Origin of the sequence: Streptomyces africanus (assembly GCF_030816955.1) — a bacterium.
GTDB classification, from domain to species: Bacteria; Actinomycetota; Actinomycetes; order Streptomycetales; family Streptomycetaceae; genus Streptomyces; species Streptomyces africanus.
The window spans coordinates 1,157,685-1,181,592 of sequence record NZ_JAUSYP010000001.1 but is presented as its reverse complement, the minus strand read 5'-3'; the positions used below and the strand labels follow the sequence as shown (position 1 = coordinate 1,181,592).

Here is a 23,908-nt window from a genome sequence, read left to right as displayed (position 1 = left end):
GCGATCTCCCCGGCGGGCGCCGACACCGTGGCCCGCAGACCGCGCTGCCAGCTCCCCATCCGGCCCGAGGGGTGCCCCCACCGCAAGGGTGGGCCGACCAGAGCCCGACCGTTCCATGGACCGCCCGGTGGGGGTGGGAGGCGCTCAGGGCGTCCTCGAACACGGCACGGCCACGGGCACCAGGCCCGCGAGCAGCCCCGCCACGGACCGCCTGAGCACGGCGAGGCAGCCGAGGAGAGGGACGGTCACGCCCAGCCACGGCACCGTCCGCCCCTCACCCGCACCGGCCTAGCCGAGTTCCGCCGCCAGCAACGCGGCCGTCTTCGCCACCAGCGCGTCGTCGGCCGGGGCGTCCTCCTCGGGCTGGGTCGTCAGAACGGACAGCACGATCGGGGCACCGTCCGGCGGCCAGGTGAGGCCCACGTCGTTGGAGCCGCCGTACCGTCCGCCGCCCGTCTTGTCGGCGACCAGCCAGTCGGCGGGCAGGCCCTTGCGGAACCTGTCGTCGCTCGTGGTGTTCCGCAGCAGCCAGTCCGTGAGCCGTGCCCGGTCCCGGGGTTCCAGCGCGTTGCCCAGCACGAGACGGGCGTAGGTCAGGCCGATGGCGCGGGGAGACGTCGTGTCGGTCACGCGCCAGGGCTCCGCGGAGTTGAGCTCGGGCTCCCACCGGTCGAGCCGAGTGACGGGGTCACCGATCGAGCGGGCGAAGCGCGTGACGGCGGTCGGTCCGCCCAGCTCCTTCAGCAGCAGGTTGCCCGCGGCGTTGTCGCTGAAGCGGATCGTGGCGTCGCACAGTTCGCCGACGGTCATGCCGGTCGCGACGTTGTCCTTGGTGATGGGGGAGTAGCCCGACTTCGTGACGTAGTCCTGGGTGTACCGGATGCGCCGGGCCAGGAACTCGCCATCGCGGTCGAGGTCGCGCAGGACGGCCGCAGCGGCGAGCGTCTTGAACACCGAGGCCATCGGGAAGCGTTCGTCGGCCCGGTACGCCACCGTCCGGCCGGTGCGCAGATTGCGGGCGTACACGCCCAGCCGGGCGGTGTGCTCCCGTTCCAGTTCCCTCAGCCGTGCGGTGGCGCCGCCTGTGCCGGGTAAGGCGTGGGCCGTGCCGCCGCCCAGGGAGAGAGCGGCGGCGGCGGCGCCCAGCGCGAGGGCCGTGCGGCGGGACGGGCGTGGGTGTGTGGTGTGCACGGTGTTCCCTTCGGAGGTGATCACGTACGTAGTCCAACACGCGATCACGCTCGCGCCGGTTTCACCGCGCGCCCGCCGCAACGCTCAGAAGGCCGGGGGTGCCTGACGCACCTGGAACGCCGCCGCGTCCCACGTACCGTCCAGGCGCGGCGCCAGCCACTGCGGCGCGCCCGCCCGGAAGGCGGCGGGGGCAAGGGCCCCCGACCCGGCGGGAACGGAGCCCAGCAGCGGCGCCCCGGCCACGTCCGGCAGGTCCGCGAGATTGCAGCGCGAGGCGAGGTCCGGCACGGCGGGCCAGCTCCCGATCACGATCCCCGCCGTGTCCAGCCCCCGGGAGCGCAGCTCACGCGCCGTCAGCTCCGTCGTGTTCAGGGTGCCGAGCCCCGCCGACGCCACGACCAGCACCGGCGCCGACAGCAGCCGGGCCGCGTCCGCCAGGGTGCCGCCGGCCGGGTCGAACCGTACGAGCAGTCCGCCCGCGCCCTCCACCAGCACCAGGTCGTGCTCGGTGGCCAGCTTGGCGGCGGCCTCCGCGACCTCCCGCGGGTGCACGGGGGCGCGACCGGCCCGGCGGGCGGCCGTGGCGGGCGCCAACGGCTCGGGGTAGCGGGCGAGTTCCGCTGTCGTCACCGCACCCGCGAGCCGCGCGACCTCGGCGGCGTCCCCCGGCTCGTCCGGCCGTACGCCCGTCTGGGCCGCCTTCAGCACGGCCACCGAACGGCCGGCCGCCAACGCCGTCGCCGCCACCGCGGCGGTCACGACCGTCTTGCCGACCTCCGTGCCCGTGCCCGTGATCACCAGTACCGGCATGTCATCCCTCCCGCGCCGCCGCGCACACCGCCTGCGCGATCCGCGCCACGTCCGCGTCGCCCGTGACGTACGGCGGCATGGTGTAGATCAGATCGCGGAACGGCCGCAGCCACACGCCCTCGCGTACGGCCGCCTCCGTGGCCGCCTTCATGTCCACCTCGTGGTCGAGCTGGACGACCCCGATGGCGCCGAGGACCCGAACGTCCCGCACGCCCGGCAGGTCCGAGGCCGCCGCGAGCCCGTCCCGCAGTCCCGTCTCGATCCGCTTGACCTCCGTGCGCCAGTCCTGGCCGAGCAGCAGCTCGATCGAGGCGCAGGCCACGGCCGCCGCCAGCGGATTGCCCATGAAGGTCGGCCCGTGCGCGAGCACCGGCACCTCACCGCGCGCGATGCCGTCGGCCACCCGCGGGGTGCACAGCGTCGCCGCCATGGTCAGATACCCGCCGGTCAGCGCCTTGCCCACGCACATCACGTCCGGCGTCACGGCCGCGTGCTCCGCCGCGAACAGCGCGCCCGTGCGGCCGAAGCCGGTCGCGATCTCGTCGAACACCAGCAGGACGTCGTGCGCGTCGCACGCCTCGCGCAGCACCCGCAGATAGGCGGGGGAGTGGAAGCGCATCCCGCCCGCGCCCTGCACCACCGGCTCCACGATCACCGCGGCCAGCTCGTCGGCATGCCGTTCGATCGCCGCGCGCAGCTGCTCGGCGTACGACTCCTCGTACGCGGGCGGAGGCGGACCGACGAACACCTGACGCGGCAGCACCCCGGTCCACAGCTCGTGCATCCCGCCCTCGGGATCGCACACCGACATCGGCTGCCAGGTGTCGCCGTGGTAGCCGCCGCGCCAGGTCAGCAGCCGCTGTTTGCGGGGGCGGCCCAGCGAGCGCCAGTACTGGAGGCACATCTTGACCGCGACCTCGACCGACACGGATCCGGAGTCGGCCAGGAACACATGTTCCAGGCCCTCGGGCGACATGTCGACAAGGAGCTTCGCCAGTCGTACGGCGGGCTCGTGGGTGAGCCCGCCGAACATCACATGGCTCATCCGCTCCAGTTGCCCGCGCGCAGCCTCGTTCAGCACCGGGTGGTTGTAGCCGTGGATCGCCGACCACCAGGACGCCATGCCGTCGACCAGCTCTCCCGAGCCGTCGGCGAGCCGCAGCCGGACCCCGCTCGCCGACTCCACGACGAGCGGTTCCCGCCGGCCGGGCATCGGGCCGTACGGATGCCACACATGCCGCCGGTCGAGCTCCAGCAGCTCGGGCACCGTCAGCTCAGGCATTGGGCGCGAGGTCCGTTCCGGCGCCCCGGCGGCGGACGGCGACCAGGTCGGTACGGGGCTCCGCGGCCGTGCGGGGCTCGGCGGCTTCCGGAGCAGCGGCGGAACCGCAGACTCCGCCCCCCTCGGAACCGCAGCCTCCGCCACCGTCGTGGCAGCCCCCGGCCGCGCGGTGCTCGGGCAGTGTCACCTGGTCGGCGCCCTCCACCTCGAACCCGGCGTCCGCGATCATCTCCAGGTCGGCCTTGCCCGCCTGGCCCTCGGTGGTGAGGTAGTCGCCGAGGAAGATCGAGTTGGCCAGGTGCAGGGCGAGCGGCTGCATCGAGCGCAGATGGACCTCCCGGCCGCCCGCGATGCGCACCTCGACGTCCGGGCACACGAAGCGCACCATGGCCAGGATCCTCAGGCAGCGCTGCGGGGTGAGGTTCCACTCCTTGGCGAGCGGGGTGCCCTCGACCGGGATCAGGAAGTTGACCGGCACCGAGTCCGGGTCCAGTTCGCGCAGCGAGTAGACGACGTCGACCAGGTCCTCGTCCGTCTCGCCCATGCCGGCGATCAGCCCGGAGCAGGCGGACAGCCCCGCCGCGTGGGCCTTCTCGACGGTGTCCACGCGGTCGGCGTAGGTGTGCGTGGTGGTGATCTCCCCGTACGTCGCCTCGGACGTGTTGAGGTTGTGGTTGTAGGCGTCGGCGCCCGCCTCGCGCAGCCGCTCGGCCTGACCGTCGGAGAGCAGCCCGAGGCAGGCGCACACCTCGACGCCCTCGTTGTTCTCCTTGATCGCCCTGATCGTCTCGGAGACCCGGTCCACGTCCCGGTCGGTCGGACCGCGCCCGCTGGCCACCAGACACACCCGCTTGGCGCCCCCGGCCACCCCGGCCGCCGCCGCGTCGGAGGCCTGGTCGGGTTTGAGCCAGGTGTACTTCAGGATGCCGGCCTCGGAGCCGAGCCGCTGCGAACAGTACGAGCAGTCCTCGGGACACAGCCCGGACTTGAGGTTGACGAGATAGTTGAGTTTCACCCGCCGGCCGAACCAGTGCCGGCGTACCTTCCCGGCCGCGGCCACCACATCGAGCAGGTCGTCGTCGGACGTCGCGAGGACGGCCAGCGCCTCTTCGCGGGTCGGCAGCTCGCGCCGAAGCCCCTTGTCCACCAGCGTGTTCAGCAGGTCCATGGGAGCCGATCCTGTCGTACGGAGCCGCCCGCGGCCAAGGAGAGTTCGCACAACAGAGTCGCTTCGAGGTGTGGGTATTGCCACACAGTGACCTGCTGGAGGTCCCGCTAGTGTCTGTGCACTGCCTACAAATTCCCCGGAGGACCCCCCATGGCGTTCGGCTGGATCGACGAGCAGGCGCGGCTGCGCCGCCGTGCCGGACTCGTACGGACTCTGCGCCCCCGTCCGGCCGTTTCACCGCTTCTCGACCTGGCGAGCAACGACTACCTGGGACTGGCCCACCACCCCGAGGTCACCGAGGGTGCGGCCCGGGCCGCGCGACTCTGGGGCGGCGGCTCGACCGGCTCCCGGCTCGTGACCGGCAGCACCGAACTGCACGCCGAACTCGAACAGGAACTGGCCGATTTCTGCGGTGCCGAGGCGGCTCTCGTCTTCTCCTCCGGCTACGCGGCCAACCTCGCGGCGGTCACCGCGCTGGCCCCGCACGGCTCCCTCATCGTCTCCGACGCGGGCAACCACGCCTCGCTCATCGACGGCTGCCGGCTGGCCCGCGGCACGACCCAGGTGGTGGCGCACGCCGAGCCGGACGCCGTGCGCAAGGCGCTGCACACGCACGAGGGCACGGCGATCACCGTGTCCGACACGGTCTTCTCGGTCGACGGCGACGCGGCCCCGCTTGCCGCGCTCGCCGAGGCGTGCCGGGAGCACGGCGCCGGACTGGTGGTCGACGACGCCCACGGCCTGGGCGTCCTCGGCGACGGCGGACGCGGCGCCCCGCACGCGGCGGGGCTCGCGGGCGCCGACGACGTCGTCGTGACGGTCACGCTGTCCAAGTCGCTCGGCAGCCAGGGCGGAGCCGTCCTCGGCCCGGCCCGGGTGATCGACCACCTGGTCAACGCGGCACGGACGTTCATCTTCGACACGGGGCTCGCCCCCGCGGCGGCGGGGGCGGCCCTGTCCGCACTGCGGCTGCTGCGCCGCGAGCCGGAGCGCGCGGCGCGGGCCCGTGCGGTGGCGGGCGAGTTGTACGCACACCTGACCGCCGCGGGTCTGGAAGCGGTACGTCCGGACGCCGCGGTGGTCTCGGTGCGGGCGCCCTCCCCCGAGGACGCCGTGCGCTGGGCGGCCGAGTGCCGGGCGGCGGGCCTGGCCGTGGGCTGTTTCCGTCCTCCTTCCGTGCCCGACGGCATCTCACGGCTCAGGCTCACCGCCCGGGCGGACCTGACCGGGGAACAGATCGAACGCGCTGTACGACTGATCGGCGAGACGCGGCCATGAGTCGGCGTGACACGGCCGTGGGTCGCGCGGCAACGGACTGACCGGAAGTGGTTCGGACGGAGCTCGGATGCGGCTCAGATGCGGTCGACCGCGGCCGTGAACTCCGCCCAGCTCCCCGGAGAGAAGAGCAGCGCCGGCCCGGCCGGGTCCTTGGAGTCCCGCACGGCGAGCAGTCCGGCCCAGGGCGGGACGTCCGGACGCGCGGTCTCGACGCAGTTGTTCGCGCCGGTGCTGTAGCTGCTGCGCAACCACCGCACACCGTGCAGTTCGATGCTTGAGGGGACATGACGAGGCAGTGCACGCATGGTGCCTCCTTACGCGCCGGCGGCTGTCCCGGCGATGAAATCCAACGAGTCCTCGGGCGAAAGGGCGTGGATCTGAAGGGCGTTGAAGGCCTCCGTGTAGGCCTGGAGGTCTTCTTTCCGTTCGAGGTAGAGGCTACTCGTCAAGTGGTCGAGAACAACCACATCCAGATCAGATGTGCTCGAAAATGAGAAGATAACGAAAGGGCCGGTCACCCCGATGTGCGCCCCGGCGGCGAACGGCAGGACCTGGAGCCGCACTTGGGGCAGCCGCGCCGCCTCGACCAGGCGTTCGAGCTGCCGGGACATGACCCCGGGTCCGCCCACCTCCCGCCGCAGCACCGCCTCGTCCAGGACGGCGCTCAGTTCCAGCGGCGGCTCCGCGCGCAGCACGTCCTGCCGGGCCAGGCGCACCTCGACCAGCGTGTCGAGCCGGTCCTCCGGTAGGCCCTCCACCGCGGCCTTCGTCACCGCACGCGCGTACTCGGGCGTCTGGAGCAGCCCCGGGACGACGGTGGTCTCCAGCGTGCGCATCGCGCCGGCCTGCGACTCCAGGCTGATGAAGTCCCGGTAGGTCGGCGGCAGCACCCCGCGGTAGGCGTGCCACCAGTGGGTCCGGCCGCCGCTGTCCTCGGATCCCGCCAACACCATGAGCAATTCGCGCAGTTGCCCGTCCCCCACGGCGTACGCGTCGAGAAGTAACCGCACATCGGCCGGTTTCACCCCGCTCGTGCCCGTCTCGATACGGCTGACCTTCGACTGGTGCCAGCCCACCAGCCGGGCCGCCTCACCACTGGTGAGCCCCGCCGAGGTGCGCAGCGCGCGAAGTTCGGCGCCCAGTTTCCGGCGGCGCACCGCGGGACCGTGCTGCATGGGCTACTCCTTACTCCTTCCGAGCCACCCAGATACGGTCTCGCGTCGCAGAGTTCACCGCATTGAGCGACAGATATATGCATATCTTGGTGGATCGCCGCCCTTCAGGGGGGTTCTGGTGGCACTCTGGCGACGAAGCACCAGTCCGGGACCGTACTCGAACCTTCCGCTCCGTGTCGGACTGCGGTCCCATCGGAAAGGGACGACGTCGCCATGGCAGACCATTTGGAAGCATCCGTCACTCTGCCGAGCGATCCCGCCTCGGTCTCCGCGGCACGCGCCTACGTCGTGGGCACGCTGGCGGAGTGGGGCCTGCCGACGGACACGGACGTGTCCGACTCCATCCGGCTCATCATTTCCGAACTCGCCACCAACGCCGTCCAGCACACCTTCGGACAGTCGCCCACCTTCACGGTGGACGTCGCACTCGACCGCGACGAACACCTGCGCATCGCCGTCACGGACAGCCACCCGCGATTCCCCAGACGCCTGCCCGCCGCCGTCCAGCAGGACAACGGCCGCGGCCTCGTCATCATCCGCTGGCTGACCGCGGAATGCGGCGGCAGGCTCCGGATCCGCCCCACCCGCGAGGGCGGCAAGACCATCTCGATCGAACTCCCGTGGACCGTCCCGGTCCGGCCCGTGCCGACGGCCAGGCGACAGGAGCCGTGAGCTCACCGCGTCGGTGACGTGTGCCGCGCGCGGCCGAACGCCCCGCGCAACAAGGCCCGGAAGGCCTCCACGGCGGGCGCCGCCTCCTCGCCCCGGTAGGCGACGGAGATCGTACGGCGCAGCTCGCCCGCCCCGAGCGGGCGCACCCCGACCGGCGTGACCGTCGTCCGCGCCACCATCTCCGGTACGACTCCCACCCCGAGACCCGCGCTGACCAGCGCGCACACCAGCGCGTACCCGGGCGTCGAGACCAGGACCGACGGACTGGCCCCGGCCCGCGCCAGCGCCGCCTCCACACCCTGCCGGGACGGATGCTCCGGCGCCATGCTGATCAGCGGCTGACCCGCCAGCTCCGTCAGGGGAAGCCTGGACGTGCCGTCGGCGAGGGCATGACCCGGGGCGGTCACCAGAACCAGTTCCTCGACCAGCACCGGCTCCAGGCGGACGGAGGCGGGGAGCGCCAGGGCATCGGCGGGCTCGTACGTGTGCGTCAGGGCCAGGTCGATCTCACCGGCGGCCACGGCCGTGACACCGGCCGGCGGCTCGTAGTCGGCGACGGACAGCTCCACATCCGGGTGAGCCCGGCGGAACGCGCTGAGCACCGGCGGCAGCAGATGGATGCCCGCCGTCTGGAACGTGCCGAGCCTCAGGAGGCCGCCCGACAGACCGGTCAGCCGGGCCAGTTCGTGACGGGCCCGCTCCAACTCGTCGAGCACGCGCCGGGCCCGCGCCACCAGCAGCTCGCCCGCGCCCGTCAGCCGCGCCCCGCGGTGATGCCGGACCAGCAGCGCGGTGCCCGCCTCCCGCTCCAGCTTCGCCAGTTGCTGGGAGAGCGCGGGCGGGGTGTAGCCGAGGCGCTCGGCGGCCCGGGTGATGGACCCGGCCTCCGCGACGGCTACCAGCGCCGCGAGCCGGGTCGGGTCGTACATGCCGCTGACCTCCGCAGACCAAAGAGATGCTTAAGGCACATCCAGGATATTCGAAGTACCTGCTGAAGGCCCCGGCCCGGCAGGCTGGCCGTATGGACGCACAACTCATCGCCTTCACCGGGGTGGCGGCGGGCATGGTCGCCATGCCGGGCGCCGACTTCACCGTCGTCGTGCGCAACGCCCTGACCTCCCGCCGGGCCGGCCTCGCCTGCGCCCTCGGTGTCGCGGGCGGGCTGCTGCTGCACACCCTGCTGGCCGTGGCGGGGGTCGCCGCGGTCCTGGCCGCCGTGCCCGCGCTGTTCCGCGCGCTCCAGCTGCTGGGCGGCGGCTATGTGCTGTACCTGGGAGCGCGGACCCTGTGGTCGCTGCGCCGGACCCGCGTCCCGGCCGCCGAAGCCACCGGAACGCGCCGGACACGTGCCGTGGCCGCCGAAGCCGTCGGAACGCGCCGGACCCGTGCCGTGGCCGCCGAAGCCATCGGAACGCGCCGGACACGTGCCGTGGCCGCCGAAGCCACCGGAACCGCTTCGTCCGCCGCGCGTCCCCTGCGGCAGGGCTTCGTCACGAACGCCCTGAACCCGAAGGCGCCGATCACCTTCCTCAGCCTGCTGCCGCAGTTCGTGCCCGCGGGCAGTCCCGCGCTGCCCCGGACGCTGGTGCTGGCACTGATCGTGGTGGTCCTCGCGCTGCTGTGGTTCCCGGCCGTGGCGCTGCTGGTGGACCGGCTCGGCCGGTGGCTGCGGGAGCCGCGTGCCGCGCGGGCCGTCGAGACGGTCACCGGCGCCGCGCTGACGCTTCTCGGTGTGCTGCTCCTTCTCGAACCCCTGAGGGCTGCCTGATGGTGCCGTGCAGCGGCGTGGGGATCCGGACGGCGCTCCGGACGGCCGGCTCCTCGGCGGCGGCTTCCGGTCGCCCGGGGCCGCCCTGTGTCTCGTCGCGCAGCCCCGCCCGCCGCACCAGCCGGGGGAGCAGCCCCCACAGGCCGACGCAGACCAGGAACGTCGCCGCGCTCGCGGCGATGCCGCCGGCCCGACCGGTCGTCACATCCACCACCAGCAGCACGGAACCGCTGAAGGCGAACACCAGCACGACCAGGCCGGTGGTGGCCAGGCGTGAGGAGACCTGCACGATGCGCGGCTTGGCGCCCTGCTGGAAGAGCGAGCGGTGCAGCGCCGCCGGTGCCGTGAACAGCGCCGCGGCCAGGACCGCCAGCAACAGCGTGATGACGTAGGTGACGCGCTGGACCGTGTCGAGGGACGTGAAGCGCGAGGTGAACGCGAGCGACAACAGGAACGCGAACAGGATCTGTACGCCCGTCTGGGTGACCCGGAGCTCCTGGAGCAGCTCGACGAAGTTCCGGTCGGCGCGCTGGAGCGGGGTCTCGCCGCGTGCGGTGCAGGGACGGTGCTCGGCCATGGGGGGACGGGTAACCACATAAGGCCGTGTCACGCTCCGGCGTGCGGCGGCGCGTCGGGGACGCCGCCGCACGCCGGGCGGATCACTTCACGCGTCCGTACCAGACGCTCTTGGTCCAGATCTTCTGCAACCGCACCACGTCCCCGCTCTTCGGGGCGTGCCAGAGCTTGTTTTTACCCGCGTAGATACCGACGTGGTACACGCTGCTGCCCGAGTGGAAGAACACCAGGTCTCCCGCCTTGCGGTTCTTGGCGGAGATGTGGCGCGTCTTGTTGTACTGCTGGGCGGCCGTGCGGGGGAGCTTCTTGCCCGCCTTCTTGAACGAGTACAGCGTGAGGCCCGAGCAGTCGAACCGGTGCGGGCCGGTGGCGCCGTACCGGTAGGGCGATCCCTTCTTCGAGGCCGCTATCTGGAGTGCCTTGGTCGCCGGTGTGGCTGCCGCTGCCTCGGAGGAGAAGCCGGGGGCCACGATCGAGCCGCCCACGGCGGCGATGGTGAGGGCCGAGGCCGTACCGGCCCGGACCATCAGCGACGGGACACGATTGAGCGCAGTCATGCGCAACCCTTCGTCAGCCGCCTGTGAAGGATGACCTGTCGGATTCGGGCTGGCGAAGTTGCCCGGCCGCTGACGCGGCTTCACCCCAAGGGCTGCGCGGGCCCGGTCATGGCGTGACCGTCCCGGCGACCCGTCGTGCTTGGGTCCTCCACTCCTGCCGATCCACTCCTGTCGACCGGTCATCCGGGCGGCGGCAGGACTCGGCGTCCGCCCGGACCGCCCCGCCGCTGTGGCGGGGGCTTGTCGTCAGTCAGGGATCTTGGCTCATGCTTGTCCCGAAATCCCAACGGAACCGGGGATTTGTGTTGTTACTCACCACTCACCCGTTCGGGTGGACACGTCTGTGTTCGAGCCGCCGTCCGCGGGTCCATGGGCCGCCGGACCAGCGATGGAATGTCCCATTCCGCCCCTCGGCCACGCCCGTTGCGCAACTCTGAGGGTCCGAAAATAGGACTCCCGTCTACTCCGAACAGAGGTACGTCGTTCGGCGGGTTTCGACTCAGGCCCGGACGCTCCGCCGGCAGGGCGGGCGTCCGGGCCGGCGACACCGGTCAACTGACGGAATCCGGGGGAAGGGTGACGCGCGCCGTGCGCCGCTCGCCGTCCAGCACCCGCAGCGCCCGGCCGAGAGTGCCGGCGTGCAGTTCCGTCTCTCCCCGCTGGTGCATCAGCGTCAGTGCGTCACGCAGCGCCGTCGCCTTGCCGACCAGGGCCTGGGCGGCGCGCAGTCCGCGGTAGGTGTCGCCGGGCAGAGCCGGGTTGATCCGGCCGAGCAGGTCGACGACCTCCAGGTAACGGTCGATCAACTCCGCCTCGGCGCGGGTCAGTGCGGGCAGCGGCGGCAGTTCGGGCGGGAGCACCGGCGGCTCACTCTCCGGTCGGCGGGACCAGGGTGGCGTCGCGGCGGGGGACGATGCGGTCCACCAGGCCGTACTCCACCGCCTCCTGGGCGGTGAGGATCTTGTCGCGCTCGATGTCCGCGCTCACCTGCTCCCGGGTGCGGCCCGTGTGCCGCGCGAGCATCTCCTCCATGCGGGTCCGCATGCGGGTCAACTCGTCGGCCTGGATCGCCAGATCGCTGGCCTGCCCGCGGACCGGCTCGGGCAGCGCGGGCTGATGGATCACCAGACGCGCGTCCGGCAGCACGGACCGCTTGCCCGGTGTGCCCGCCGCCAGCAGCACCGAGGCGGCCGCGCCGGCCTGGCCCAGGCAGATCGTCTCCACGTCACAGGCGACGTACTGCATCGTGTCGTAGAGGGCCGTCATGGCGTGGAAGGTGCCGCCCGGGGAGTTGATGTAGAGCGAGATGTCGCGGTCGGGGGCCTGGTGCTCGAGGTACATGAACTGGGCCATCACGTCGTTCGCCGAGGTCTCGTCCACCGGCGCCCCGAGGAAGACGATCCGTCCCTCCAGGAGCTTCGAGTACGGGTCCATCGTCCGTTGCCCGGACGACGTGCGTTCGGTGAACTCGGGCAGCACGTAACGGGCGGACGGTCGGGTCATGGTGAACCCCTCCTCGTGGGCAGAGCCGTCTCCGGCGACAGCTGTCTCTGTAAAAAATGTACAGGACGTACATGACGTTATGATGGGGACATGGCCTACGAGATTCCGGTGACGCAAGCCAGGGCTGAGCTCGCCGACCTGATCAACCGCGTGGTGTACGGCGGCGAACGCGTCGTCGTCACCCGGCACGGCAAGCCCCTCGTCGCCCTCGTCTCAGCCGATGACCTGCGGCGACTCGACGAGACCCAGGAGCTCGCGGAGCCCGCGGAGCCCGCGGAGGAGCAGGTGATCAGCGCGGTCTCCACGGTCCGCGAGGTCGCGTCCGCTCCGCGCGAACACCGGCGGTTCGGGATCGCGGCGGAGCACCGGGGGGCCGACCCGGCGTAGCCCGCCCGAGCGCGGCCCGGTTAACGTGCCTGAAACCCGGTCCCACTAGCCTGCCGCCACGCCACCAGGGCTTTCCCCCCGGGGCTGCGGCAGCCGGGCCCCGCACGGTCCGGAGCGAGGACTGTGAGGTGGGACGTGCAACTGACCCCGCACGAGCAAGAGAGACTGCTGATCCACGTGGCGGCCGACGTGGCCGAGAAGCGCCGGGCCCGCGGGCTGAAGCTCAACCACCCCGAGGCGGTCGCGCTCATCACGTCGCACATCCTCGAAGGCGCGCGTGACGGCCGTACCGTCGCCGAGCTCATGTCCTCCGGGCGCAAGCTGCTCACCAGGGACGACGTCATGGAGGGCATCCCGGAGATGATCCACGACGTGCAGGTGGAGGCGACGTTCCCGGACGGCACCAAGCTCGTCACCGTTCACGATCCGATCGTCTGACGCCGGAGGCCGCCGTGATTCCCGGAGAGACCCTGTTCGCCGACGGACCGATTGCGTACAACGAGGGCCGCGAGGTCACCCGGCTCACCGTCCTCAACGCCGCCGACCGGCCCGTCCAGGTCGGCTCCCACTACCACTTCGCCGAGGCCAACCCCGGTCTGGAGTTCGACCGCGCCGCCGCGCGCGGCAAGCGGCTGAACGTCGCCGCCGGCACGGCCGTGCGCTTCGAACCCGGGATCCCCGTCGAAGTCGAACTCGTTCCGCTGACCGGCGCCCGCGTCGTGCCCGGTCTGCGCGGGGAGACCGGAGGTGCCCTCGATGCCTGAGATCTCGCGTGCCGCGTACGCCGACCTGTTCGGCCCGACGACCGGCGACCGGATCCGGCTCGCCGACACCGATCTGCTCGTCGAGATCGAGGAGGATCGTTCCGGCGGGCCCGGGCGCGCCGGTGACGAGGCCGTGTTCGGTGGCGGCAAGGTCATCCGCGAGTCCATGGGCCAGGCGCGCGCCACCCGTGCGGAGGGCACCCCGGACACCGTCATCACCGGCGCGGTGATCATCGACCACTGGGGCATCGTCAAGGCCGACGTCGGCATCCGCGACGGGCGGATCACCGGCATCGGCAAGGCCGGCAACCCCGACACCATGGACGGTGTCCACCCGGACCTGGTCATCGGGCCCGAGACCGAGATCATCGCCGGCAACGGGCGGATCCTCACGGCCGGCGCGATCGACGCCCACGTGCACTTCATCTGCCCGCAGATCGCCGACGAGGCGCTGTCCGCGGGCATCACGACCCTGGTCGGCGGCGGTACGGGCCCCGCCGAGGGCTCCAAGGCCACCACCGTGACCCCCGGGCCCTGGCATCTGGCGCGGATGCTGGAGGCCATGGAGGCCTACCCGCTCAACATCGGCCTGCTCGGCAAGGGCAACACCGTCTCCCACGAGGCGATGCTGTCGCAGATCCGGGGCGGGGCACTCGGCCTGAAGCTGCACGAGGACTGGGGTTCCACCCCGGCCGTCATCGACGCCTCGCTGACCGTCGCCGGGCAGACCGGCGTCCAGGTCGCCATCCACACGGACACGCTCAACGAGGCCGGGTTCGTCGGCGACACGCTCGCCGCGATCGCCGGACGGGGCATCCACGCCTACCACACCGAGGGTGCGGGCGGCGGGCACGCGCCGGACATCATGACCGTGGTCTCCGAGCCGCACGTGCTGCCGAGCTCCACGAATCCGACCCGGCCGTTCACCGTCAACACCGCCGAGGAACACCTCGACATGCTGATGGTGTGCCACCACCTCAACCCGGCCGTGCCGGAGGACCTGGCCTTCGCCGAGTCCCGGATCCGGCCGTCCACCATCGGCGCCGAGGACGTGCTGCACGACCTGGGCGCGATCTCGATCATCTCCTCCGACTCCCAGGCCATGGGGCGCGTGGGCGAGGTCGTCATGCGGACCTGGCAGACCGCCCATGTGATGAAGCGGCGCCGGGGCGCGCTGCCGGGTGACGCAAGCGCGGACAACCATCGTGTACGCCGCTATGTCGCCAAGTACACGATCAACCCGGCGCTCGCCCAGGGCCTGGCCCGGGAGATCGGGTCGGTGGAGACCGGCAAGCTGGCCGACCTCGTGCTGTGGGAGCCGGCCTTCTTCGGCGTCAAACCGCAGCTCGTCATCAAGAGCGGGCAGATCGCCTACGCGCAGATGGGCGACGCCAACGCCTCGATCCCCACACCTCAGCCGGTCCTGCCGCGCCCGATGTTCGGGGCGATCGGCCGGGCACCCGCCGCCAACTCCGTGAACTTCGTCGCGCCCCTGGCCGTCGAGGACGGGCTGCCGGAGCGGCTGGGCCTGGGCAAGCGGTTCGTGCCGATCGAGTCGACCCGCGGGGTCACCAAGGCCGACATGCGGGAGAACGACGCCCGGCCCGAGGTCCGCGTCGACCCCGACAGCTTCGCCGTGCACATCGACGGCGAGCTGGTGGAGGCGACACCGGCGGCCGAACTGCCCATGGCCCAGCGGTACTTCCTGTTCTGAGGACGTCCTGATGTCACGTGCGGCACTTCTCGTCCTGGCCGACGGCCGCTTTCCCGCCGGCGGCCACGCCCACTCCGGCGGGGCGGAGGCGGCGGTCAAGGCCGGGCGGATCAGTGGGGCGGCGAGCCTGGCGGAGTTCTGCCGGGGGCGGCTGCACACGGCCGGTTCGGTGGCGGCGGCCCTCGCGGCGGCCGCCGCGCTGGGGATCGACCCCGTCACGCTGGACCGAGCCGCGGACGCCCGTACGCCCTCGCCCGCGCTGCGGGTCGCCGGGCGCAAGCTGGGGCGGCAGCTGATGCGGGCCGCCCGGGCGACCTGGCCGTCCACCGAACTGCACGCGCTGGCACGGCAGTTCCCCAAGGGAGCCCATCAGCCGGTGGTGCTGGGGCTCGCGGCGCGGGCGGCCGGGCTGGGGCCGGTCGACGCGGCGTACTGCGCGGTATACGAGAGCGTCAGCGGACCGGCCACCGCCACGGTGCGGCTGCTGAGTCTGGACCCCTTCGACGCGACGGGAGTGCTGGCCCGGCTGGCGCCGGAGATGGACCGCGTCGTGGACCGGGCGGTGGAGGCGGCTCGCAGGGTGGTCGACGAGGGAGTCGACGCGTTGCCGGCGGGGTCGGCGCCGTTGCTGGAGATCGGGGCGGAGATACACGCGGGCTGGCCCGTGCGGCTGTTCGCCTCCTAGGCAGATCACCCCTTTACTCGAATCAGTCGGACCAGAACGCAGGAGCCGCCCCATGCACCTCGACCACGACCACACCCACGACGGCCCCGGCGCCGTGAGTGCCGACGCCCTCCGCGCCGACGGCAGCCGCCGTGCCCTGCGGATCGGACTCGGCGGGCCCGTCGGGTCCGGGAAGACCGCCACCGTCGCGGCGCTGTGCCGCGCGCTGCGGGAGGAGTTGTCCCTCGCGGTCGTCACCAACGACATCTACACCCGTGAGGACGCCGAGTTCCTCCTCCGGGAGGCCGTCCTGCCGCCCGAGCGGATCACCGCCGTGGAGACGGGAGCCTGCCCGCACACCGCGATCAGGGACGACATCTCCGCCAACCTGGAAGCCGTGGAGGACCTGGAGGACGCCGTCGGGCCGCTGGACCTGGTCCTCGTGGAGTCCGGTGGGGACAACCTCACCGCGACGTTCTCCAAGGGGCTCGTCGACGCGCAGATCTTCGTGATCGACGTGGCGGGGGGCGACGACATTCCCCGCAAGGGCGGGCCGGGGGTGACCACCGCCGACCTGCTCGTCGTCAACAAGACCGACCTTGCACCGTACGTCGGCTCCGACCTCGCGCGGATGGCGGCCGACGCCAAGGCGCAGCGGGCCGAACTGCCCGTCGTCTTCCAGTCGTTGCGCAGCGAGCCCGGGGTGGCCGATGTCGCCGCCTGGGTGCGTGCGCAGCTCGCCGCGTGGACGGCACGGGCGTGAACAGCGCCGGGGTGCGCTCCGTGGCGAGCGTCGTCGCCCGGGACGACGGCCGGGGCGGGACCGCCCTGCCCGTGCTGGAGAGCGACGGACCGCTGGCGCTGCGGCGCACCCGGGGCAGCGGCGCCGAGGCGCGGGTCATGCTGGTCGGAGCGATGAGCGGACCGCTCGGCGGCGACCACTTCACCGTGCGGGCCCGGCTGGAGGAGGGAGCGCGGCTGTCCGTCGGCTCGGCCGCCGCCACCATCGCCCTGCCGGGGCAGGCCAAGGGAGAGGCCCGCTACGACGTCCGGCTCGATGTCGCCGAGCGGGCCGAACTGCACTGGCTGCCCGAGCAGTTGATCTCCGCCCAGGGCAGCGACCTGTACGTCACGACCCGCGTCGAGCTCGCCGCCTCGGCCCGGCTCGTGCTGCGCGAGGAGCAGGTGCTCGGCCGCTCCGGTGAGGAACCCGGGCGGCTGACGAGCCGGCTGACCGTGCGGGTCGCCGGGAAGGTCGTGCTCGACCAGGAACTGGCCTGCGGGCCCGGCGCGCCGGGCGGCTGGGACGGCCCGGCGGTACTCGCCGGTCATCGTGCGGTCGGGCAACTGGTCGTCGTGCGCCCGGAGTTCGCCGCCGAGCCGGTGCCGGCCCGGGCACTCGGAGAAGGGGCCTCGGTCGTCCCGCTCGCCGGTCCCGCCGCCCTGGTGACCGCCGTGGCGCCGGACGCGCTGCGGCTGCGACGGCTGCTCGACGAGGCACGCGTGTCACTCATGCGGTCCTAGGGGCTCAGGCCCCGAACCAGGCGTCCTCCGCCGTGTAGTCGAACAAGTCGGGGTAGGCCCTTGCGAGCGTCGGGAAAGTCTCCTTCCAGTCCTGGTCCTGCCCGGACAGCCGGCGGATGAGCCAGTCGACCGTCTCCGGCAGGCTCTCGGCGTAGGACACGACCGGCCGGTAGCCCAACTCCCGTTCGGCGGCGGTCATGTCGAAGACCACCGGCAGCTCCGTCGACCAGGGCGAGCGGCCCACGGACGGCGAGGGTGCCGCCCCGCCCACCAGGACGGTCTCCGTCTCCACTCCCATCACCGCGTCCACCGCCGCCCCGATCTCGGCCACCGTCGGCGGCTGCGGGTCACAGGCGTTGAGCGCCCGCGAGCCGGGCCGGGCGGCCGCCAGCCGGATCAGTTCGGCGATGTTGCGGGCGGCCGACGTGTGGAAGCGGCTCTCGCCCCGGTGGGCGAGCACCCGCCTGCGCCGGCCGTCGAGGTTCCGCTTCACGAAGTACAGCTCGCGGGGGAGCGGGCTGTGGGGACCGTGGATCGCGCCCGCGCGCAGCACGGTCGTGGGCAACCGGTCGCCCGCCGCGATGAGTTCCCTCTCCAGCGCGGCCTTGCCGGTGCTGTACGTGGCGTCCCCCGGCGGGACCGTCGGCTGGTCCTCGCGTACGGGAACGGGGTACTGCGGGAATCCGCCCGGCTCGCTCATCGTGTCGAAGCCGCGGCCCGTGCCGTCCTCGTACACCGACACCGTCGACACGACCACGGCCGAGCCGATGCGGTCGGCCAGACCGGTCAACTGCCGTGCGTGCCGGGCCCCGTAGGCGACGATGTCGACCACGAGATCGCAGCCGTCGCCGATCAGCGCGCCCAGCGCCGCGTCGTCCTCGCGGTCCAGCCGCACCGCCCGCACCTCGCCGGGCCAGCTCTCGTCCCGGGCCCCGCCGCGCGACGCGGCCGTCACCTCCCAGCCGTCCCGCGCCAGCGCCTGCACCGTCGGCCGTCCTATCTGCCCGCCGGCCCCTACCACCACAGCACGTCTCATGCCGCGACCGTAGATCGCCGAGACCGGCCGCGGATACGGCTTCTGCCGACAGCAGACACCTCAGGTGAGCGGCAGGCGCGGGAACTTCCGTTCCTTCGTGGCGGCGGCGGCCTCCTCGGCCTTCACGACGGCCGCGTACTGGTCGACGTACTCCTGCTCGGACAGGGAGAGGATCGCGTACATGATCTCGTCGGTGACGGCGCGCAGGATGGCCTTCTCGTTCTCCATGCCCGCATAGCGCGAGAAGTCGAGGGGCTTGCCGAAGCGGATCACGACGGGGTGGACGTTGGGGATGACCTTGCCCGGCGGCTGGGCCTCGAAGGTGCCGATCATCGCGCAGGGGATGACCGGGACACCGGCCTTGAGGGCCATGACCGCGACGCCCACCTTGCCCTTGTAGAGCCGGCCGTCGTGCGAGCGCGTGCCCTCCGGGTAGATGCCGAGCAACTCGTCCTTGCTCAGGACGCCGAGGCCCTCGCGGATCGCGGCCTGCCCGGCGTCCTTGCCGGAACGGTCGACGGGGATCTGCCCGGCGCTGCGGAAGAACGACGCGGTCAGACGGCCCTTGATGCCCGGGCCCGTGAAGTACTCGGCCTTCGCGAGGAAGGTGATGCGCCGCTTGAGGACCGCGGGCATCAGGAAGTGGTCCGAGAACGACAGATGATTGCCGGCGATGATGGCGGCGCCCTGAGAAGGAACGTGCTCCAGGCCTTCTATCCGAGGCCGGAAAACCAGTCTCAGCAGCGGTCCCAGCAGCACGTATTTCAGCAGGTAGTAGAACAAAGCGGGCGCTCCTCGACTCTTGCGGTGGACTCAACCGCCGCGTTCCAGCAGGTCAACCGGCATGTCGTGGGGTGCCAGTGTAGGTGCAGGCGTGGCCACAGGGCACCTCGTGCGACCTGACCTGCCGATCCTTTGCCGATTGACTGACGGTCAGTCAGTAAGGTGCGTCCGGTGGTGCTCCTGCGGCTGGGGAGAACCGCGGGACCAGCGTGCTGCGCCACCCGGGTGACCGGCAAGCCGAACGGGCCGCGTGGCGGAATCCGAGGGGGTGCCTGGCCAACGGCTGGTTCTTGCGGCCCCGCCGAGTAGTCTGCGAAGCATGCGGATCTCTGTTTCCTCGGACATGGACGAGCCCGTCGCCCGCTTCCTCGTGGCGGCGCTGCGCGAGCGAGGACACGAGGTGCGCCCGCACGGCGCACTGCGCCCCGGGGACGACCCCCAGTGGGCGGTGTGCTCGGAGGCCGCGGCCCGCGAGGTCGCCGACGGGACGGCCGACCAGGCCGTGGTGTGCTGCTGGACCGGCACGGGCGCCTCGATCGCCGCGAACAAGGTGCCCGGCGTCCGGGCCGCCCTGTGCACGGACGCCTACACGGCCGACGGGGCCCGCCGCTGGAACGACGCCAACGTCCTCGCGCTCAGCCTGCGGCTCACGTCCGAGCCGCTGCTGAAGGAGATCCTCGACGCGTGGTTCGCCGGCGAGCCCAGCGCGGACACCGAGGACCGCCAGAACGTGGACCGCGTCCGGCTCCTCGACCACGGCAACACCCGCCGCTGAAGCGCAGCTCACAGCCGCACGATGATCAGCGCGGTGTCGTCCGTGGCGCCGCCGGGCGGCAGCAGTTCCAGCAGGACCGTGTCGGCGAGGCGCTCGGGATCCTGCTCCCGGCTGCGGTACAGCGCGTCGGCGAGACGGGCCAGGCCGGTGTCGATGTCCTCGCCGCGCCGTTCGACCAGGCCGTCGGTGTAGAGCACGAGCGTGGCACCCGGCGTGAAGGACGTCTCCGCCTGGGGTCTGGGGATCGGGTCGGGGCGGGCGTCGAGCGGGGTGTCCGTGGCCCCGTCGAGGAACTCGGCGCGGCCGTCGCGGTGGACCAGCACGGGCGGGAGATGGCCGGCGCTGCTGTAGGTGATGGTGCGCCGGTCGAAGTCGATGAAGGTCGTCACGGCGGTCGCCGACTCGGCGCCCTCGACCACATGGGCGTAGCGCCCCAGCACGTCCAGGGCCTGGGCCGGGCCCCCGGCGACCCGGGAGGCCGCGCTGAGCGCGCTGCGCAGCTGGCCCATCACGCCGGCGGCCTCCAGCCCGTGCCCGACCACGTCCCCCACCGACACACCGACCCGGTGACCGCCGACCAGGTCGACCAGGTCGTACCAGTCCCCGCACACGTTGAGCGCGCCCACGGCGGGCCGGTACCGGACGGCGGCCCGGTGGTGGTGGCTGACCTGACGGCGGTCGGGCAGCATCGCCTCCTGGAGGACCATCGCCACCTCCCGCTCCCGGGAGTGCGCCTGCCGCAGCCGCTCGTTGAGCTCCTGCAGCTCACGGGCGCGCGTGTACAGCTCGGCTTCCAGGACCCGGGACCGGCCGCCCCGGTCTCCGCCCGGGCGGCCCCGGGCCCGGATCAGCTCCGTGACCTCCTCGACCCGGTGCAGGATCAGCACCACCTTGCCGTCGGGGCCGAGCAGCGGCGCGTTCACCGGACTCCAGTAGCGCTCTTGCCACTGCCCGGGCCGCTCGGGATCCTCGACGTCGTAGCGCTGCAGGGCCATGGCGTCACGCTCCTCGGTCGCCAGGACCCGGTACAGCGAGGCCTCCAGGTTGCGCATGCCCGTCGAGGCCGGGTCGTTGGGGTTGTCGGGGAAGACGTCGAACAGGTAGTGCCCGACGAGCTGCTCGCGGGAGCGGCCGGACACCCGGACGAAGTCCTCGTTGACGTCCACGTACACCAGCTCGGGCGTCAGCAGCGCCACCATGCCGGGCAGGGCCTGGAACACCGCCGTGTAGTCGATCGCCGAATGCGTCATGCCCGCCGCCTCACCACTGCCGGGGTCAGACCAGTTTCCCACGGTATGGGCGAATCCGGCTTCGGCTTCACTCCAGGAGCGCCGCCACGGGCAGCTCGGGGAGCTCCGTCAGGGACTGCTCCGCCCAGATGATCTTCCCGTCCTGGACGAACCGCGTGCCCCACCGCTGGGTCAGCTGGGAGACCAGCAGCAGACCGCGCCCGCCCTCGTCCGTCGTACGGGGATGGCGCAGATGGGGCGCGGTGGCGCCGCTGTCGAAGACCTCGCAGACCAGGGCGCGCTCCCTGATCAGGCGGAGCCGGATGGGCCCGGGGGCGTGCCGGATGGCGTTGGTGACCAGCTCGCTCACCACCAGTTCCGTGGTGAAGGCCAGCTCCTCCAGCCCCCAGCGGGCCAGCTGCCGGGTGGCCCGGTGGCGGGCGTCGGCGACGAGGGCAGGGTCGGGTTCCAGGTCCCAGGCCGCGACCTGCTCGGTGCCCAGGCGTTTCGTCCGGGCCATCAGCAGGGCCACGTCGTCGTACGGGCGCGCCGGGACCAGCGCGTCGACGACGTTCCGGCAGTGCGCCTCCAGCGGACCCGCACCTTCCAGCGCCCCGCGCAGCCGTTCCCGCCCGGCGTCGACGGCCCAGGTCTCCGCCCGGGCCAGCAGCCCGTCCGTGTGCAGGGCGAGGGTGCTGCCCTCCACGAGGGACAGCTCGACCGCCTCGAAGGGCGGACCGCCCACGCCGAGCGGCGGACCCTGCGGAAGTTCGACGAACGTGACCGAGCCGTCGGGCAGGACCACGGCCGGCACCGGATGGCCCGCGGCGGCCATCGCGCACCCGCCGTCGACCGGGTCGTAGACGACGTACACGCACCCGGAGCCCACGGACTGCGTGCCCGCGGAGCCCGCCGCGCCCGGTTCGGCGCCCCCTTCCCGGGCCGACCGCGCCACCAGGTCGTCGAGGTGCGCCAGCACCTCCTCGGGCGGCAGATCCTGAGCGGCCAGCGTCCGTACGGCCGTCCGCAACTGGCCCATCGCCGCGGCGGCGTCGATGCCGTGCCCGGGCACCTCGCCCACGACGAGCGCGACGCGCGCCCCGGACAGCGGGATGAGGTCGTACCAGTCGCCGCCGAGTCCGGTCAGCTCGTCGGCCGGCCGGTAGCACGCGGCCACCTCGACCGCGTCCTGCTCGGGCAGCCGGTGGGGGAGCAGACTGCGCTGCAGGACGAGCGCGGCGTCGCGTTCGCGCGTGTAGCGCCGGGCGTTGTCCACGCAGACGGCCGCGCGGGAGACGAGGTCCTCGGCCAGCCGCAGGTCCTCCTCGTCGAAGGGCTCCCGGCCGTGCCGCCGGAAGAAGGTGGTGATGCCCAGGGTGATGCCGCGGGCCCGGACCGGCACGATCATCACGCTGTGCAGGCCCAGCTCCGAGAACGTGGACCGCCGGGCGCCCGGGCCGTCCGTGCCCCACACCCGCTCCCGCGGATCGAGCCGCTCCGCGTGCCAGGTCCGGCCCGTGGTCAGACAGCCGACCGGGGGCGACCCGGCCGGGTACGTCGCGACCTCGCCGATCCCGACGAGGGCCTGCGGGACGCCCTCCTCCGAGGAGCGGTGGCCCGTCCGGCGCAGCGCCACCGGATCGGTGTCCGCGAGCGGCCCGGGCGTCACCTCGGCGCCCCGCAGCACCGTCTCCAGCAGGTCCACGGTGACGAGGTCGGCCAGTCCCGGCACGGCCACGTCGGCCAGCTCCTGCGCGGTGCGCGTGAGGTCCAGGCTGCGGCCGATGGTCTCGTTGGCGCGGTCGAGGAGCGCCAGCCGCTGCCGGGCGCGGTGCCGCTCGGTGATGTCGACGACCGTGTAGTACACGCCCATCGGGCGGCCCCGGTCGTCCTCGAGCCGGGTGAACGACAGCATGTGCGCGGTCTCGCGCAGCGGCGCCGACACCACGCGGCCGACGTGCTCGTACCCGACCACGGCCTCGCCGGTCTCCAGCACGTGCCGCATCTGCGCCTCGACCGCCTGGGCGTCCAGGCCCGGCTGGACGTCCGCGAAGCGCAGGCCGAGCCGCCGGGACGGCGGTCCGCCGCCGAACTGCTCCAGGGCGGAGTTCGACCATACGAAGCGCAGGTCCGTGTCCACGATCGCGATGCCGACCGGGGCGTGGGCCACCATCCGCTCCAGCACCGTGCGGCTCATGTCCCAGCCGGGCGCGTCGGCCAGCTCCGACAGCAGCACCAGCCAGCGCGAGGCGCCGTGCGCCTCCTCGGCCGGGGTGATCCGGGCCGCGACCCTCACCGGCTGCCCGTCCCTGTGGCGGGCCGTCAGCAGCCCCGTCCAGCCGCCGTCCCTGCGGCACCGCTCGACCAGGTCCGGCACGCGCTGCGCGTCCTCGGCCGTCAGCAGGTCCGCCAGCTTCCTGCCGACCGCCTCGGCGGCCGGGTAGGCCAGCAGCCGCCGGGCCTCGCCGGTCCAGCCCGTCACCACGCCCTGCGGATCGAGCAACAGGGGCACGGCGTCGGCCACGTCGAACCGCCGCCGACCGTACTCCTCGTGTGCGCCCACGGCCGACCTCTCTGTCGCTGAGAGTGGTCTACCACCTCTTGCCTCAATCTTCACCCTTCCGGCATGCGGGGGCGGGTTGTACGGGGCCGGTTGGGGTGGCTGGTGGCGGGCTGGGTTGGCGGGCTTTGCCGGGTGGTTGGTGGGGCGTGACGCGCTGGAAGCGGGGCGGTCGTGGCGGGCTTGGCCGCCGGGGGCTGGGACGCGTGGGTCGGGGCGATTCGTGGCGCGCTCGGCCTGGCGGAGGCCACCCCGCTGCTGTGGTGGCCCCGCCGTCAGCCCCTGGTGGGGCCACCTGCGCCGTCACCTTTCTGCCAGGGCGGTCTCCGTCAACAACCGCCTGCCAGGGCGGCGCTCGCCATCAACCGGCTGCCTGGCGGTCTCCGGCGTCGACGCGCTGCCAGGCGGCTTCACCGGTGCCCCTCTGCGGGGCAGGCGGCTTGCGACGCGGCCCCTGCCGGGCGGCCTCCGTCATCCCCCCGGCCAGGCGGC

26 protein-coding genes are annotated in these 23,908 nt (G+C 72.7%); 11 read left to right on the top strand and 15 right to left on the bottom strand.

The genetic code is table 11. From position 1 onward, the window contains the following. Window positions 1-288: 288 nt before the first annotated feature. From bla to bioB, 4 genes are all read right to left on the bottom strand, one after another. Complete coding sequence (gene bla / locus QF034_RS05570) at window positions 289-1,191, bottom strand: class A beta-lactamase (protein WP_307173881.1); 903 nt, start codon at window positions 1,189-1,191, stop codon at window positions 289-291. Window positions 1,192-1,275: 84 nt separating this feature from the next. Next, on the bottom strand, window positions 1,276-2,001 hold the full coding sequence (bioD, locus tag QF034_RS05565) for a dethiobiotin synthase (protein WP_307173880.1): 726 nt from the start codon (window positions 1,999-2,001) through the stop codon (window positions 1,276-1,278). 1 nt (window position 2,002) lies between these two features. After that, complete coding sequence (locus QF034_RS05560) at window positions 2,003-3,283, bottom strand: adenosylmethionine--8-amino-7-oxononanoate transaminase (RefSeq protein WP_307173879.1); 1,281 nt, start codon at window positions 3,281-3,283, stop codon at window positions 2,003-2,005. Beyond that, a complete protein-coding gene (gene bioB, locus QF034_RS05555) occupies window positions 3,276-4,451 on the bottom strand; it encodes a biotin synthase BioB (protein ID WP_086558820.1) in 1,176 nt (391 codons plus the stop codon). Before bioB ends, QF034_RS05560 begins: the two co-directional genes overlap by 8 nt. A gap of 150 nt (window positions 4,452-4,601) precedes the next feature. On the opposite strand from bioB, the gene QF034_RS05550 reads away from it, so the two are divergent. Beyond that, complete coding sequence (locus QF034_RS05550; protein WP_307173878.1) at window positions 4,602-5,729, top strand: 8-amino-7-oxononanoate synthase; 1,128 nt, start codon at window positions 4,602-4,604, stop codon at window positions 5,727-5,729. Window positions 5,730-5,803: 74 nt separating this feature from the next. Here QF034_RS05550 and QF034_RS05545 read toward each other — a convergent pair whose 3' ends face one another. Both QF034_RS05545 and QF034_RS05540 read right to left on the bottom strand, forming a co-directional pair. Next, on the bottom strand, window positions 5,804-6,034 hold the full coding sequence (locus tag QF034_RS05545; protein ID WP_307173876.1) for a DUF397 domain-containing protein: 231 nt from the start codon (window positions 6,032-6,034) through the stop codon (window positions 5,804-5,806). Window positions 6,035-6,043: 9 nt separating this feature from the next. Then, window positions 6,044-6,904 carry a helix-turn-helix domain-containing protein gene (locus QF034_RS05540; RefSeq protein WP_307173875.1) on the bottom strand — a complete coding sequence of 287 codons (861 nt, stop codon included), beginning with the start codon at window positions 6,902-6,904 and terminating at the stop codon, window positions 6,044-6,046. 213 nt (window positions 6,905-7,117) lie between these two features. Here QF034_RS05540 and QF034_RS05535 point away from each other — a divergent pair, with 213 nt between their 5' ends. Continuing rightward, on the top strand, window positions 7,118-7,576 hold the full coding sequence (locus tag QF034_RS05535) for an ATP-binding protein (protein WP_307173874.1): 459 nt from the start codon (window positions 7,118-7,120) through the stop codon (window positions 7,574-7,576). Between the two features lie 2 nt (window positions 7,577-7,578). Here QF034_RS05535 and QF034_RS05530 read toward each other — a convergent pair whose 3' ends face one another. Continuing rightward, window positions 7,579-8,505 carry a LysR family transcriptional regulator gene (locus QF034_RS05530; protein ID WP_307173873.1) on the bottom strand — a complete coding sequence of 309 codons (927 nt, stop codon included), beginning with the start codon at window positions 8,503-8,505 and terminating at the stop codon, window positions 7,579-7,581. A gap of 92 nt (window positions 8,506-8,597) precedes the next feature. Between QF034_RS05530 and QF034_RS05525 the strand changes: the two genes are divergently transcribed. Further along, the gene (locus tag QF034_RS05525; RefSeq protein ID WP_307173872.1) at window positions 8,598-9,344 is read left to right on the top strand and encodes a LysE family translocator; all 747 of its coding nucleotides are present in this window, start codon (window positions 8,598-8,600) and stop codon (window positions 9,342-9,344) included. Here QF034_RS05525 and QF034_RS05520 read toward each other — a convergent pair. From QF034_RS05520 to QF034_RS05505, 4 genes are all read right to left on the bottom strand, one after another. After that, the gene (locus QF034_RS05520) at window positions 9,280-9,921 is read right to left on the bottom strand and encodes a DUF6328 family protein (protein ID WP_307173871.1); all 642 of its coding nucleotides are present in this window, start codon (window positions 9,919-9,921) and stop codon (window positions 9,280-9,282) included. The two genes, QF034_RS05525 and QF034_RS05520, sit on opposite strands and share 65 nt — an antisense overlap. An 82-nt stretch (window positions 9,922-10,003) precedes the next feature. Further along, window positions 10,004-10,477 carry a C40 family peptidase gene (locus tag QF034_RS05515; protein WP_307173870.1) on the bottom strand — a complete coding sequence of 158 codons (474 nt, stop codon included), beginning with the start codon at window positions 10,475-10,477 and terminating at the stop codon, window positions 10,004-10,006. 551 nt (window positions 10,478-11,028) lie between these two features. Beyond that, window positions 11,029-11,337, bottom strand: a complete 309-nt coding sequence (locus tag QF034_RS05510) for a hypothetical protein (protein ID WP_307173869.1) — start codon at window positions 11,335-11,337, stop codon at window positions 11,029-11,031. 7 nt (window positions 11,338-11,344) lie between these two features. Next, on the bottom strand, window positions 11,345-11,980 hold the full coding sequence (locus QF034_RS05505; RefSeq protein WP_307173867.1) for an ATP-dependent Clp protease proteolytic subunit: 636 nt from the start codon (window positions 11,978-11,980) through the stop codon (window positions 11,345-11,347). A gap of 90 nt (window positions 11,981-12,070) precedes the next feature. Between QF034_RS05505 and QF034_RS05500 the strand changes: the two genes are divergently transcribed. The 7 genes from QF034_RS05500 (at window position 12,071) to QF034_RS05470 (ending at window position 17,033) form a co-directional block, all read left to right on the top strand. Beyond that, window positions 12,071-12,367 (top strand): type II toxin-antitoxin system Phd/YefM family antitoxin, encoded by a 297-nt coding sequence (locus tag QF034_RS05500; protein ID WP_307173865.1) that lies wholly within the window; start codon window positions 12,071-12,073, stop codon window positions 12,365-12,367. Between the two features lie 135 nt (window positions 12,368-12,502). Further along, complete coding sequence (locus tag QF034_RS05495; protein ID WP_010988499.1) at window positions 12,503-12,805, top strand: urease subunit gamma; 303 nt, start codon at window positions 12,503-12,505, stop codon at window positions 12,803-12,805. A 14-nt stretch (window positions 12,806-12,819) separates the two neighbouring features. Then, entirely contained in the window at window positions 12,820-13,131 is a 312-nt protein-coding gene (locus tag QF034_RS05490) for an urease subunit beta (RefSeq protein ID WP_307173864.1), read from the top strand. Further along, on the top strand, window positions 13,124-14,845 hold the full coding sequence (locus QF034_RS05485; RefSeq protein ID WP_307173863.1) for an urease subunit alpha: 1,722 nt from the start codon (window positions 13,124-13,126) through the stop codon (window positions 14,843-14,845). The genes QF034_RS05490 and QF034_RS05485 overlap by 8 nt, the downstream gene beginning before the upstream one ends. Window positions 14,846-14,855: 10 nt before the next feature. Next, window positions 14,856-15,530, top strand: a complete 675-nt coding sequence (locus QF034_RS05480; protein ID WP_307173862.1) for an urease accessory protein UreF — start codon at window positions 14,856-14,858, stop codon at window positions 15,528-15,530. Window positions 15,531-15,582: 52 nt separating this feature from the next. Continuing rightward, window positions 15,583-16,272: an urease accessory protein UreG gene (gene ureG, locus QF034_RS05475; RefSeq protein ID WP_307173861.1), complete on the top strand. Its 690-nt coding sequence runs from the start codon at window positions 15,583-15,585 to the stop codon at window positions 16,270-16,272. Next, on the top strand, window positions 16,269-17,033 hold the full coding sequence (locus QF034_RS05470; RefSeq protein WP_307173860.1) for an urease accessory protein UreD: 765 nt from the start codon (window positions 16,269-16,271) through the stop codon (window positions 17,031-17,033). Before ureG ends, QF034_RS05470 begins: the two co-directional genes overlap by 4 nt. 4 nt (window positions 17,034-17,037) lie before the next feature. On the opposite strand, the gene QF034_RS05465 is transcribed toward QF034_RS05470, so the two are convergent. Beyond that, entirely contained in the window at window positions 17,038-18,069 is a 1,032-nt protein-coding gene (locus QF034_RS05465; protein ID WP_307173859.1) for an NAD-dependent epimerase/dehydratase family protein, read from the bottom strand. Window positions 18,070-18,129: 60 nt separating this feature from the next. Further along, entirely contained in the window at window positions 18,130-18,852 is a 723-nt protein-coding gene (locus QF034_RS05460; protein ID WP_307173858.1) for a lysophospholipid acyltransferase family protein, read from the bottom strand. A 319-nt stretch (window positions 18,853-19,171) separates the two neighbouring features. On the opposite strand from QF034_RS05460, the gene QF034_RS05455 reads away from it, so the two are divergent. Then, the gene (locus QF034_RS05455) at window positions 19,172-19,627 is read left to right on the top strand and encodes an RpiB/LacA/LacB family sugar-phosphate isomerase (protein WP_307173857.1); all 456 of its coding nucleotides are present in this window, start codon (window positions 19,172-19,174) and stop codon (window positions 19,625-19,627) included. 8 nt (window positions 19,628-19,635) lie between these two features. Here QF034_RS05455 and QF034_RS05450 read toward each other — a convergent pair whose 3' ends face one another. Both QF034_RS05450 and QF034_RS05445 read right to left on the bottom strand, forming a co-directional pair. Then, entirely contained in the window at window positions 19,636-20,877 is a 1,242-nt protein-coding gene (locus tag QF034_RS05450) for a PP2C family protein-serine/threonine phosphatase (protein ID WP_307173856.1), read from the bottom strand. Window positions 20,878-20,944: 67 nt separating this feature from the next. Continuing rightward, entirely contained in the window at window positions 20,945-23,419 is a 2,475-nt protein-coding gene (locus QF034_RS05445; RefSeq protein WP_307173855.1) for a SpoIIE family protein phosphatase, read from the bottom strand. Window positions 23,420-23,908: the final 489 nt, after the last annotated feature.